Source organism: Glycomyces dulcitolivorans, assembly GCF_003265355.1.
Lineage (GTDB): Bacteria > Actinomycetota > Actinomycetes > Mycobacteriales > Micromonosporaceae > Glycomyces > Glycomyces dulcitolivorans.
The window spans coordinates 26,015-38,171 of the sequence record NZ_QFRW01000076.1 but is presented as its reverse complement, the minus strand read 5'-3'; the positions used below and the strand labels follow the sequence as shown (position 1 = coordinate 38,171).

The following is a 12,157-nucleotide window of genomic DNA, read 5'->3' as shown; positions in this document are numbered from 1 at the left end:
GCAACCAGAGGAGACTTCCGCGCGATGAGCACGCCTTCCGCCCAGCCCGCCCCGCAGACCAGCGACCTGCGCGTCCGCGGCTTCCAACCGCTCGTGGCACCCGCCGTCCTGCGCGGCGAGCTGCCGCTGGGCCCCGACCGCGCCGCCCTCGTCGAGACCAGCCGCGCCGCCGTCAACGACGTCCTCGCCGGGAACGACGACCGGCTCCTCCTCGTCGTCGGCCCCTGCTCGGTCCACGACCCCGCCGCCGCCAAGGACTACGCGCAGCGCCTCGCCGCGGCGGCCGCCCCGCTCGCCGACGACCTCCTGGTGGTCATGCGCGTCTACTTCGAGAAGCCCCGCACCACCGTCGGCTGGAAGGGCCTCATCAACGACCCGCACCTCAACGGCACCCACGACATCGAACTGGGCCTGCGCCTCGCCCGCCAGGTCCTCCTCGACGTCCTCGACACCGGCCTGCCCGTCGGCTGCGAGTTCCTCGAACCGCTCAGCCCCCAGCACATCGCCGACGCCGTCTCCTGGGGCGCCATCGGCGCCCGCACCACCGAGAGCCAGGTCCACCGCCAGCTCGCCTCGGGCCTGTCGATGCCCATCGGCTTCAAGAACTCCACCGACGGCGACCTCGGCGGCGCCATCGACGGCTGCCGGTCGGCCGCGGGGGAGCACACCTTCTTCGGCGTCGACGAGGACGGCCGCGCCTCCATCGTCTCCACCAGCGGCAACCCGGACTGCCACATCATCCTCCGCGGCGGCCGCGGTGGCCCCAACTACGGCCCCGCCGACGTTCGCGACGCGCTGGCGCTCCTCGCCAAGCACGGCATGACCGAGTCGCTCATCGTCGACGCCAGCCACGCCAACTCCGGCAAGGACCACGTCCGCCAGGCCGAGGTCGTCCGCGAGCTCGGCGACCGCATCGCCATGGGCGAGAAGGGCATCGCGGGCCTGATGATCGAGAGCTTCATCGAACCGGGCCGCCAGGAGCCCGCCCCGCTCGACACCCTCGTCTACGGCCAGAGCGTCACCGACGCCTGCGTCGGCTGGGACGAGACCGAGCGCCTCCTCGGCGAACTCGCCACCGCGGTCCGCAAGGGCCGCGAGCGCCGCGCTTAGACGCACCGGAACGGCGCGCCCGCTCTCGCGGGCGCGCCGTCCTGCGTCACTCGGCGTCGGGGTTGACCACCTGGTACAGCGCGTGGTCCTGCCAGCGCCCCGCGATCCGCAGGTATTCCGGCGCCAGGCCGTACCGCACGAACCCGTTGCGCTCCAGCACCTTCTGCGAGCCGACATTGTGGACCAGCGTCTCGCCCTGGATGCGGTGCAGCCCGAGCTCGCCGAACGCCACCGCCTTCGCCAGCCGGGTCGCCTCGGTCGCGATCCCGCGCCCGGCCTCGGACCGGGACACCCAGTACGCGAGGCTGCACGACTGGAACGCGCCCGGGATGATCGAGTTGAGCATGACCTGCCCGACGATGCGGCCGCCGTCCAGGATGACGAGCGAGCGCCCGGTCCCGATCTCGGCGGCCGCGATGGCCGACGCGAGCAGCGCGGCCACGCCCTCATCGGTGAAGTACTCCTCCGGGCGCACCGGCTCCCAAGGGGCCAGGTAGTCCCGGTTCTCGCGTCGCAGCTCGGCGATCGCCGCGGCGTCGCCGAGGTGGACGGGCCTGATCGTGATCATCCGATGCGTCTCAGACGAGGCCGGAGAGGCGGTCGTAGACGAACGCGATCGCGAGGATGCCCGCCAGGAGGAGGGCGACCGCCACGACGACCGCGGCCCCGATGACCCAGCCGGCCCACCGGCCGGGGCGCTTCGGCGGCTGCGACTGCTGCGAAGGGTAGTAGGACACTTGCTCGCTCCCGTCAGAAGTACGACGGAAGCGACCATAGTGGGCCGATGCAACGGCGGCTGTCGGGCCCCGTCCCTAGTCTGTCGGGACGGGGCCCGACGACCGGGCTCCGCGGCCGCCTACCGCGAGGAGCACGTGATGGAGAAGTACGACGTCAAGAAGGCCCGCAAGGACCTCTACGCCCCCTCGGCGAAGGACTTCAGCGTTGTCGACGTGCCCGAGCTGCGGTACCTCGCCGTCGACGGCCACGGCGACCCCAACACCGCGCCCGCCTACACCGAGGCCGTCGAGGCCCTCTACGGCACCGCGTACGGCCTCAAGTTCGACTCCAAGCGCAACCTCGACCGCGACTTCACCGTGGGCCCCCTCGAAGGGCTCTGGCGCGCCGACGACCCCGCCGTGTTCCTCACCCGCGCCAAGTCCGAATGGGACTGGACGATGATCGTCAGCCTCCCCGAGTGGATCACCGACGCCCAGGTCGAGGCCGCGGTCGCGAACGCCGCGAAGAAGAAGGGCAACCCCGCCCTCGCGAAGCTCCGCGTCCTCGCCCTCGCCGAAGGCCCCAGCGTCCAGATCCTCCACATCGGCTCCTACGACGACGAGGCCCCGACCCTCGACCGCCTCCACCGGACCTACATGCCCGAGCACGGCCTCGCCTTCAACGGCGACCACCACGAGGTCTACCTCAGCGACCCCCGCCGCACCGAGCCCGCGAAGCTCAAGACCATCCTGCGCCAACCGGTGAAACCGATCTGATCACGTTGGGGTGCAACGGGATCACCTCAAGTTCCGACCGCATCGGGGCAACTTCGCGCGGGACGCCGGTCGTATAGAACTCGCCGGGTTCGTCCGAACCCGGCGGACCCGTCCGAAAGGTGCGCCCATGTCGAACGCAGCTTCGAAACCCCGGACCCGATGGGCCGCAGCGGCGGCGCTCGCCGCCGTGGCGGCGGCCGCCCTGTCCTCGGGTGCGGCGAACGCCGAGACGACCGGTGAACTCGGCGCCGCCGCCACCTGCACGCTCGCGACCATCGCGCCGCCCAGCGGCACCGACTCCACCGAAGTCCTGGGCATGAGCGCGAACGGCGCCAACCTCACCTACGTCGCCTACACCGCCGCGACCTCCAACACCACCCGCGCGTTCGTCCGCATCAACGGCTCGACGACCGAGGTCAACCTCCCCGGAACCGGCGACCGCCTCTACGACGTGAACAACGCGGGCCTGGCCGTGGGCCGCGGCACCGACACCGCGGGCAACATCGCCTACTCCTGGAAGGCCGGCGTCCAGACCCGCCTCTCGACCGGCTCGGGCCTTGCCGTCGACGTCAACGAGTCCGGCGTCATCGTCGGCAACACCGGCCCCGCCAGCGACAGCGCCGCGGTGTACTGGCCGGCCGGCTCGACCACCCCGGTCGCACTCCCCGTCCCCGCCGGCGCCGACTACTCCTCGGCCACCGCGATCGACGACGACGGCACCATCCTCGGCTTCGCCGTCGTCGGCTTCGTGCAGAAGCCCTACGTCTGGCACCCCGACGGAACCTACGAGGAGCTGACCGGCCCGGCCACCGGCGAAGAGGACACCCTCGTCGCCACCGCCGTCGACGGCGCCACCGCCGTCGGCTACGTCAGCGGCATCGGCGAACTCGCCGGCGGCCTGCGCTGGGACCTCACCGCCCCCGGCACCTACGAGCAGATCGCGCTGCCGCTCGCCTCCGACGTCAACGGCGCCGGGACCATCGCAGGCAACAACGGCTCGGACGCCGCCTACGAGACCGCCGCGGGCGCCGTCACCGTCCTGCCCGGATACAACGCCACCGGCTACGACATCGCCGAGGCGATCGACGAGTCCGGCACGTTCCTGGCCGGCAAGGTCGGCACCGGCTCGAACTCGTCCGGCCTGCCGCTCTTCCGCGCCGCCACCTGGACCTGCGCCTAAAACGCACCGGTGCCCCGCGAGTTGCAGCGGGGCACCGCTCAGGTCTCCTCGGTCCGGTACACCGTGAACCCGCGCTTCTCGTAGTTCCCCAGCGCCACGGGGGAGTCGTCGGTGCAGGTGTGCCCCCACACCCGCCGGGGCGCAACGAGACCCGGCCAGCGCTCGGCCAGCGTCCAGGCCCGTGCGATCCCCTCCGACAGCAGGTGCCCGCCGAGACCGCGGCCGATGAACGCCGGGAGCAGCCCGAAGTACGCCAGCTCCACCTCGCCCGCCGCGCTCCCGTCCAGTTCGGCGAACCCCACGGGCGTGCCGCGCACGTACCCCACCCACGTCTCGACCCCGGGCCGCTCCAGGTAGGCGCGCCACTGCTCCTCGGTCCAGACGAGGCGGTCGGTCCAGTTCCACCGGCCGCCCACCGCCGTGTACAGGAACCGGCTGAACTCGGTGCTCGGGATCTCGGAGCGCACGAGTGCCACGTCCTCGGCCGGGGCCTTCGCCGGCGCCAGGTCCGCGCGGTCGCGCATCTCGAAGTACCAGGTGGTCAATGTCATGCGGTCCCTTTCTCGCGGTGGCCGGATGATCGCACATGCGAGGATTCGGAACCATGACCGCCCTACCGACCGACGTCCTCGCCTGGGGCGCGCTGGCGCTCGGGGCCCTGTGCGTCGGCTTCGCGAAGGCCGGGATCAGCGGGACCTCCTCGATCGCGATCGTCCTGTTCGCGGCCGTGATGCCCGCGAAGGAGTCGACCGGGGCGATGCTCCTGTGCCTCATCCTCGGCGACCTGTTCGCGGTCCGCTACTACTCCCGCCACGTCGAGTGGCGCATCCTCGCCCGCCTCGCGCCGTGGACGGTGCTCGGCGTCCTCGCCGGGGCCCTAGTCCTCGACGCGGTGGACGACGCGGTCGTGCGCCCGCTCATCGGCGCGATCCTCCTGGTCCTGCTCGGCCTGCAACTGGCCATGAAGTACACGCGCCGCGACAAGGACTCGGCCCCCGACCTGCCGCCGCTGCTGCGCCACGGCGCCTCGGCCGCGACCGGCACCGCCGCGGGCGCGGCCACGATGCTCGCCAACGCCGCCGGGCCGGTCATGGTCCTGTACCTGTTCCTGGCGGGCTTCTCGAAGCTCCAGTTCCTGGGGACGATGGCCTGGTTCTTCCTGGCCGTCAACCTGTTCAAGGTCCCCTTCAGCGTGGGCCTGGGCATCATCGACTGGTCGACGGCCCTCCTGGCCGCCTGCCTCCTGCCGGCCGTGGCGGTCGGCGCGCTGGCGGGCCGGGCGGTCGTCAAGCGGGTCGCGCAGCGCCAGTTCGAGATCGCGACGCTCGCGATGACGGCGGTCGGCGCGGTCCTGCTGATCCTCTAGCGCCAGACGACGCGGAGGTTGTCGCGGTGGCCGAGGCGTTCGAGGTGGACGGCGAGGGCGTCGCGGAGATTGCTCAGGGACGCGCCGTCGTCGGCGATCACCAGGAGCGACAAGGACTCCGGGCCGAAGTTGAGCAGGCCCTCGCCGATCCCGAAGTCGAGCCGGTAGCCGCCGGGCAGCGGCTCCACGGGCACCTTGCGCCCCAGCAGTTCCGCGAGCAGGTCGGCGTAGTTCGCCGATCTGGGGGTCGCGACCTCGGCCGTGGAGACCAGCAGGGCGCCCTGGTCGTCGCGGATGGCAGTCGTCTCGATCATCCGTTCCCCTCTAAGCTTCATTGCCACGAACCCTCGCCGCAGGGTACAACCGCAGGTTAATCACCGCGGCACCCATTTGTCAATGACGACAACAAATCCAGGTGCGGGCAGGTTGACAGGGATGTTATCGATAAATATATTAGTATCGATGTGATCGTGCACATACTCCAGTTAGGAGCATCCTATGCCGTCATCACCCCTGAGCCGCCGCCGGCTCTTCCAAGTCGCAGGTGCGGCCGCCGTCGCGACCGCCGTGACCGCACCCGGCACCGCTCACGGCGCCGTCGCGCCCGTCCGCACCGACATCGGCAACCTCGCCCAGCCCTTCGCCCTCGGCCGCGTCCGACTGAACGCGGGACGCTGGCTCGACAACCAGAACCGCACCCTCTCGTACCTGCGGGACGTCGACGTCAACCGGCTCCTCTACAACTTCCGCGCCAACCACGGCCTCTCCACCGGCGGCGCCGCTGCGCTCGGCGGCTGGGAGGCCCCCACGTTCCCGTTCCGCACCCACTCCCAGGGCCACTTCCTCACCGCCTGGGCCCAGGCCTGGGCCGTCCTCGGCGACACCACCTCCCGCGACAAGGCCAACACCATGGTCGCCGAACTCGCCAAGTGCCAGAACAACAACGGCACCGCCGGCTTCGCCGCCGGATACCTCTGCGGCTTCCCCGAATCCGACTTCACCGCCCTTGAGAACGGCACCCTCAGCAACGGCAACGTGCCCTACTACGCGATCCACAAGACCCTCGCCGGACTCCTCGACGTCTGGCGGCTCAACGAGAACACGCAGGCCCGCGACGTCCTCCTCGCCTTCGCCGGCTGGGTCGACACCCGCACCGCCCGCCTCACCTCCAGCCAGATGCAGACCGTCCTGCGCACCGAGTTCGGCGGCATGAACGCCGTCCTCACCGACCTCTACCAGCAGACGGGCACCGCGCGCTGGCTCACCGCGGCCCAGCGCTTCGACCACGCGGCCGTCTTCGACCCGCTCGCGAACGGCACCGACGCGCTCAACGGCCTGCACGCGAACACGCAGGTGCCCAAGGCGATCGGCGCCGCCCGCGAGTACAAGGCCACCGGCACCACCCGCTACCGCAACATCGCCGACAACTTCTGGTCCATCGTCACCGGCGCGCACACCTACGTCATCGGCGGCAACTCCGAGGCCGAGCACTTCCGGCCGGCCAACGCGATCGCGGCGTACCTCGACACCGACACGTGCGAGGGCTGCAACTCCTACAACATGCTCAAGCTCACCCGCGAGCTGTGGCAGATGGACCCCGAGGACGCCTCCTACTTCGACTTCTACGAGCGCGCCCTCCTCAACCACCTCATCGGCTGGCAGGACCCCGGCAGCGCCCACGGGCACATCACGTACTTCACGCCCCTGAACGCGGGCGGGCGCCGCGGCGTCGGCCCCGCCTGGGGCGGCGGCACCTGGTCCACCGACTACAACTCGTTCTGGTGCTGCCAGGGGACCGGCGTCGAGACGTTCACCAAGCTCATGGACTCCGTGTACTTCTACTCGGGCACAACGTTGTTCGTGAACCTGTACACGCCCTCGACCCTCACCTGGTCCGAGCGCGGCGTCACCGTCGCCCAGTCCACGACCTACCCCGTCGGCGACACCACCACCCTCACGGTCACCGGCTCCGTCTCGGGCTCCTGGACGATGCGCCTGCGCATCCCCTCGTGGACGCAGGGGGCGACGGTGAGCGTCAACGGCACCGCCCAGAGCATCGACACCACCCCCGGCACCTACGCGACCCTCACCCGCTCGTGGACCTCCGGCGACACCGTGACCCTCAGGCTCCCGATGCGCCTGGTCATCGAGCCCGCCAACGACAACGACGGCGTCGGGGCGGCCGTCTTCGGCCCCACGGTCCTGTCCGGCAACTACGGCTCCACCACCCTGAGCGCCCTCCCGGCCCTGGAGACCGAGTCGATCCAGCGCACCAGCACCTCCTCGCTCGCGTTCACCGCGACCGCGAACGGCGCCAACGTGAACCTCGGCCCGTTCTTCGACGCCCACGGCCACAACTACACCGTCTACTGGAACACCGGCGGCGGCGGGAGCACCGACACCCCCGCCTACAAGCTGTACAACGCCAACTCGAACCTGGTCCTCGGCGTCCAGGACATGTCCACGGCCGACGGCGGCCTCGCGATCCAGTGGAACGACACCGGGACCGCCGACCACTACTGGGAGCTCCTGGCCTCCGGCACCGCCCTGAAGCTGCGCAACCGCAACAGCGGCAAGGTCCTCGGCGTGCAGAACATGTCCACCGCCGACAACGCCCCGGCCCTCCAGTGGGCCGACAACGGCACCGCCGACCACCTGTGGACCCCCGTCGACCAGGGCGACGGCACCCACAAGCTCCGCAACTCCCACAGCGCCAAGCTCCTCGGGATCCTGGGCGCCGCGACGGCGGCCGGGGCCCAGGCCGTCCAGGCCCCCGACGACGGCACCGCCGACAACCGCTGGCGCTTCGTCCCCGTCGGGTCCCGCCGCATCCAGAACGTCAACAGCGGCCTGGTCATCGGGGTCCAGAACATGTCGACCGCCAACGGCGGCCTCGCGATCCAGTGGGCCGACTCCGGCACCGCCGACCACCTGTGGACCGCCGTCCTCGACACCGGCGGCTACTTCCGGCTCCGCAACGCCAACAGCGCCAAGGTCCTCGGCGTCGAGAACGCCGCCAACGCCAACGGCGCCCGCATCGTTCAGTGGGACGACAACGGCACCGCGGACCACCGCTGGCGCCTGCGCTGGGGGAGCGGCAACGCCTTCCGCATCCAGTGCGCCAACGGCGGCCGCGTCCTCGGCGTCTCGGGCGCCTCCACCGCCTCGGGCGCCCAGGTCGTCCTGTGGGACGACAACGGGACCAACGACCACCTGTGGCGGTTCATCTAGCCTCCACCACGGCTTCGGGCCGGGTCCCTTGCAGCGCAAGGGACCCGGCCCGAAGCGCGTTCCGGGCGGGAGTCCGATCACCGACAAGCCCTAGCCAACCGGTTGGTCTGACGGTAGCATCCACTACTCCACTGAGGAGTTTTACAGCCTCAGCGAGGCCGTCAAGTCCGCCGCCCGGTCCTATGAGGAGGACATCCGGCAGGGCTTCGACCTGCTCCACGTCGACACCTCCGTCGACCTGGACGGCACCGCCCCCGTCGAGGCCGCCATCGACCGCGCCGTCGAGCTGTACGCCGGCGCCGTCGAGTTCGCCCGCTCCATCGGAGTCGAGCCGATGTTCGAGATCGGCTTCGAGGACCAGGGCTCGGACACCAACGACCCGGCCGAGTTCGACGAGCAGGTCGGCGCCGCCCTCGCGCGGCTGCGCGGAGCCGGGCTCCCCGACCCCGTGTTCATCGTGGTCCAGACCGGCACCAAGGTCCTGGAGACCGTCAACGTCGGCGCGCTCGGCATCGCCCCGTTCGCCGTCTCCTCCACGGTCCGCGAACTGGCCGCCGTCACCCGCCGCCACGGCGTCGCGCTCAAGGCCCACAACTGCGACTACCTCACCCGCGAGCAGCTGGGCCACCTGGAGCGCGCCGGCGTCGACGCGCTGAACGTGGCCCCGGAGTTCGGGGTCGTGGAGAGCCGGGCGCTGGCCGCGCTGCTGCGGGAGCTGGGGCTCAACGTCCAGCTGGAGCGGTTCCTGGCCCTGTCCTACGAGTCCCGCTCGTGGGAGAAGTGGATGCGCCCGGGCACCCGGGCCACCGACACCGACCGGGCCCTCATCTCGGGCCACTACGTGTTCGCGACCGACGCGTTCCGCGACATCAAGGCGGCCGCCGTCGACCGCGCCGAGCGCCGCGGCATCGACCTCGACGCGCGCCTGCGGGACGCGATCGCCGCCGCCATCGCGTCCTACCTCGCCGCCGCGCACGGGCTGCTGCCGCTCATGCGGTCGCTGGAGCCGTTCCGGGAGATGACCGAGGACGACCCCGGCTGGGAGTCCAGGTACCTGCTCGGCCACGCCTTCCACCTGCTCGGCGAGGCGGCGTGCCGACTGTCGGACATCAAGAAGCGCACCGGCGAGGACGACGAGGAGGCCCTGAGCCCGATCGACCTCGCGCAGGGCCACTACCTGTACGGCGTGCTCTTCCTGGAGAACGCGGTCCGCCAGCTGGAGACCACCGGTGCGGTCTCCCAGCACGAGGCGCTCGGCCTGCTGTAGCGAGCTGGCCTGGGACGATGTCGTCCCGCTGCTGCCGGGCCGCCGCGCCTACGAGACCGTGCGGCTGCTGACCCCGCACCTCGACGCCGCCTCCGAAGGCGCCGAGCTCGAACGCGTCCAGGCCGCCGACCTCGCGGGCGTGCGCGCCTGCGCGGGGGCCGTGGCCCTCACCGAGGAGCTGTCGGCCCGCGGGCTGCCGTGGGCGATCGTGACCTCCGGGAGCCGCCCGACCGCGACGGTCCGGTTGCGCGCCACCGGTTTCCGGGTCCCGGACGTCCTGGTCACCGCCGACGACGTCACCAGGGGCAAGCCCGACCCGGAGGGCTACCTGAAGGCCGCGCGGCGCCTGGGCGTCCCGCCGGAGGACTGCCTGGTGGTCGAGGACGCCGAAGTCGGGGTGCGCGCCGCCCGCGCGGCGGGCGCGCGCGTCTCAGGTGTGGCCGGACCAGGCCTGGGAGCCGCGGCCGGCGAAGTCGACCTCACGGTCGCCGCCCCCGGAGACCTCCTGGGGCGCATCGCGACCGACGTCTAGGACTCGGCTTCGAGGGTCCTGCCGAGCGGCTGCACGACCGCGATGGAGTCCGCCTCCGCCGCTTCGCCCAGGTGCTCGCGCAGGACCCTGAGGTAGGTCGGGCGCGCTTCCTCCACTTTGGCCCTGCCGGCGTCGGTGATCTGGGTGTAGACGCCGCGGCGGTCGTTGGGGCACACGTACCGCTCGGTCAGGCCCAGCTTCTCCAGGCGCCCGACGAGGCGGCTGAGCGAGCTCTGGTTGAGCGGGATGGCGTCGGCGAGGATCTGCTGGCGCAGGTGCCCGTCGTCGTCGGAGTAGTGGAGCGCGGCCAGGGCCGTGTACTCCGAGAGCGAGAGGCCGTGCTCGGCGCCGAGGGCGCGGCCGGCCGCGTCGTCGACCTGGCCTTGCAGGATCCGCATCGACTGCCAGTGCCGCTCAAGGGCGGACGGGAGCTGGATGCGCGGACTCACCGTGGTGACAAGTGGCATGTCGTCGACCTCCTGGGCTCGGCCGCGTAACGGCGCTGCAATGAACTTTATCATGCACCTCCATAACTTGCTCTTGCAACTCATGCATGGACGTCTTATGCGTATGCATAGAATTGCTTCGGGGCGCGGTCCGCGCCGTCCGCACCGGGAGGCTTCGGCCGCCGCCCGTTGACAGTCCATGCATTCCAACAGAAGGAGTCCGGAGGGCCATGCCTCTTGCACTCTTCGCGCTGATGATCAGTGCGTTCGGTATCGGCACCACAGAATTCGTGGTCTCGGGCCTGCTGCCCGAGATCGGCGACGAGATGGGGGTGAGCCTGCCGACCGCGGGGCTGCTCATCTCCGGATACGCGCTCGGCGTCGTGGTCGGCGGCCCGATCGCCACCGCCGCGGGAACCCGCCTGCCGCGCAAGAACATGCTCGTCATCCTGATGCTGCTGTTCATCGCGGGCAACCTCATCGCGGCCGTCGCCGAGACCTACGGCCTCCTGATGACCGGCCGCATCGTGGCCGCCGTCTGCCACGGCGCCTTCTTCGGCGTCGCCTCGGTCGTCGCCGCCGACCTCGTCGACGAGTCGAAGCGGTCCCGCGCGATCTCCATGGTCTTCACCGGCCTGACGGTCGCCAACGTGGTCGGCTCCCCGCTCGGGACCTGGGTCGGCCAGGGCTACGGCTGGCGCGCGACCTTCTGGATGATCACCGCCTTCGGCCTGGTCAGCCTGCTCGGCATCCTCTTCCTGGTGCCCAAGCAGCCGCGCCCGGCGGAGTCGAGCCTGCGCCGCGAGCTCGCCGAGTTCAAGCGCCTCCAGGTCTGGCTCGCCGTCGCCATCGCGGGCCTGAGCATCGGCGCCCTGTTCGCCGGCTACAGCTACGTCGCGCCGCTGATGACCGAGGTCGCCGGGTACTCGTCCGGCTCCCTCACCGGCCTGCTCGTCCTCTTCGGCGTGGGCCTGGTCATCGGCAACCTCCTGGGCGGCCGCTTCGCCGACCGGGCCCAGGTCCCGACCCTGCTGGTGACGACGGCCCTGCTCGCGGTCGTCCTGGTGGCCTTCACGTTCACCGCGCACTTCCAGATCGCCGCCGCCGTCACGCTCATGCTCCTGGGCGGCGCCGGCTTCGCCACCGTCCCCGGCTTCATGACCCGCGCCATCGACAAGGCCGCGGGCGCCCCGACCCTCGCCTCCGCGATCGCGTCCTCAGGCGCGAACCTGGGCATCTCCATCGGCGCCTACGCCGGCGGCCTCACCATCGGCGCGGGCCTGGGCTACACCTCGCCGCTGTGGGTCGGCGCAGTCATGGCCGCACTCGCGTTCGCGGTGACCGCCTGGTCCGGCGCCCTCGACCGGCAGACCGACCGCATTGCCCCGCAAGCGGTCCCGGTCGGCGAACCCGCCCGACCCTGACCCGACCCGACGACACCGGCCGCGCCCCGACGGGCGCGGCCGGTCCCGTCCCCGGATATCGAGGGGACCGGTCCCCGCCCCAGGCGCTACCTTGGTAGCCCGGGCGAG

At 71.3% G+C, this 12,157-nt stretch carries 13 protein-coding genes; 8 read left to right on the top strand and 5 right to left on the bottom strand.

Annotated features, from left to right (window positions below; genetic code table 11):
* The first annotated feature begins 24 nt into the window (after nucleotides 1–24).
* Entirely contained in the window at nucleotides 25–1,110 is a 1,086-nt protein-coding gene (locus DI269_RS06860) for a 3-deoxy-7-phosphoheptulonate synthase (protein ID WP_112134358.1), read from the top strand.
* A gap of 46 nt (nucleotides 1,111–1,156) precedes the next feature.
* Here DI269_RS06860 and DI269_RS06855 read toward each other — a convergent pair whose 3' ends face one another.
* Together DI269_RS06855 and DI269_RS26845 are read right to left on the bottom strand one after the other, a co-directional pair.
* Nucleotides 1,157–1,678: a GNAT family N-acetyltransferase gene (locus DI269_RS06855; RefSeq protein WP_112134357.1), complete on the bottom strand. Its 522-nt coding sequence runs from the start codon at nucleotides 1,676–1,678 to the stop codon at nucleotides 1,157–1,159.
* A 10-nt stretch (nucleotides 1,679–1,688) separates the two neighbouring features.
* The gene (locus tag DI269_RS26845; RefSeq protein ID WP_157974803.1) at nucleotides 1,689–1,847 is read right to left on the bottom strand and encodes a hypothetical protein; all 159 of its coding nucleotides are present in this window, start codon (nucleotides 1,845–1,847) and stop codon (nucleotides 1,689–1,691) included.
* 138 nt (nucleotides 1,848–1,985) lie between these two features.
* Between DI269_RS26845 and DI269_RS06850 the strand changes: the two genes are divergently transcribed.
* The gene (locus tag DI269_RS06850; protein ID WP_112134356.1) at nucleotides 1,986–2,603 is read left to right on the top strand and encodes a GyrI-like domain-containing protein; all 618 of its coding nucleotides are present in this window, start codon (nucleotides 1,986–1,988) and stop codon (nucleotides 2,601–2,603) included.
* Between the two features lie 127 nt (nucleotides 2,604–2,730).
* Nucleotides 2,731–3,783, top strand: a complete 1,053-nt coding sequence (locus DI269_RS06845; RefSeq protein WP_112134355.1) for a hypothetical protein — start codon at nucleotides 2,731–2,733, stop codon at nucleotides 3,781–3,783.
* Nucleotides 3,784–3,821: 38 nt separating this feature from the next.
* Here DI269_RS06845 and DI269_RS06840 read toward each other — a convergent pair whose 3' ends face one another.
* Complete coding sequence (locus DI269_RS06840) at nucleotides 3,822–4,334, bottom strand: GNAT family N-acetyltransferase (protein ID WP_112134354.1); 513 nt, start codon at nucleotides 4,332–4,334, stop codon at nucleotides 3,822–3,824.
* A 53-nt stretch (nucleotides 4,335–4,387) separates the two neighbouring features.
* On the opposite strand from DI269_RS06840, the gene DI269_RS06835 reads away from it, so the two are divergent.
* Entirely contained in the window at nucleotides 4,388–5,149 is a 762-nt protein-coding gene (locus DI269_RS06835) for a sulfite exporter TauE/SafE family protein (protein WP_112134353.1), read from the top strand.
* Here DI269_RS06835 and DI269_RS06830 read toward each other — a convergent pair.
* The gene (locus DI269_RS06830) at nucleotides 5,146–5,463 is read right to left on the bottom strand and encodes a DUF2218 domain-containing protein (RefSeq protein WP_157974802.1); all 318 of its coding nucleotides are present in this window, start codon (nucleotides 5,461–5,463) and stop codon (nucleotides 5,146–5,148) included. The genes DI269_RS06835 and DI269_RS06830 overlap by 4 nt on opposite strands.
* A gap of 184 nt (nucleotides 5,464–5,647) precedes the next feature.
* On the opposite strand from DI269_RS06830, the gene DI269_RS06825 reads away from it, so the two are divergent.
* The 3 genes from DI269_RS06825 to DI269_RS06815 all read left to right on the top strand — a co-directional run bounded on the left by DI269_RS06825 (nucleotide 5,648) and on the right by DI269_RS06815 (nucleotide 10,179).
* A complete protein-coding gene (locus tag DI269_RS06825) occupies nucleotides 5,648–8,380 on the top strand; it encodes a beta-L-arabinofuranosidase domain-containing protein (RefSeq protein WP_112134351.1) in 2,733 nt (910 codons plus the stop codon).
* Nucleotides 8,381–8,714: 334 nt separating this feature from the next.
* Complete coding sequence (locus DI269_RS06820) at nucleotides 8,715–9,647, top strand: hypothetical protein (protein WP_112134350.1); 933 nt, start codon at nucleotides 8,715–8,717, stop codon at nucleotides 9,645–9,647.
* Nucleotides 9,610–10,179 (top strand): HAD-IA family hydrolase, encoded by a 570-nt coding sequence (locus tag DI269_RS06815; protein WP_112134349.1) that lies wholly within the window; start codon nucleotides 9,610–9,612, stop codon nucleotides 10,177–10,179. Before DI269_RS06820 ends, DI269_RS06815 begins: the two co-directional genes overlap by 38 nt.
* Here DI269_RS06815 and DI269_RS06810 read toward each other — a convergent pair.
* A complete protein-coding gene (locus tag DI269_RS06810; protein WP_112134348.1) occupies nucleotides 10,176–10,646 on the bottom strand; it encodes a MarR family winged helix-turn-helix transcriptional regulator in 471 nt (156 codons plus the stop codon). The two genes, DI269_RS06815 and DI269_RS06810, sit on opposite strands and share 4 nt — an antisense overlap.
* Nucleotides 10,647–10,855: 209 nt before the next feature.
* Here DI269_RS06810 and DI269_RS06805 point away from each other — a divergent pair, with 209 nt between their 5' ends.
* Complete coding sequence (locus DI269_RS06805) at nucleotides 10,856–12,049, top strand: MFS transporter (RefSeq protein ID WP_112134347.1); 1,194 nt, start codon at nucleotides 10,856–10,858, stop codon at nucleotides 12,047–12,049.
* Nucleotides 12,050–12,157: the final 108 nt, after the last annotated feature.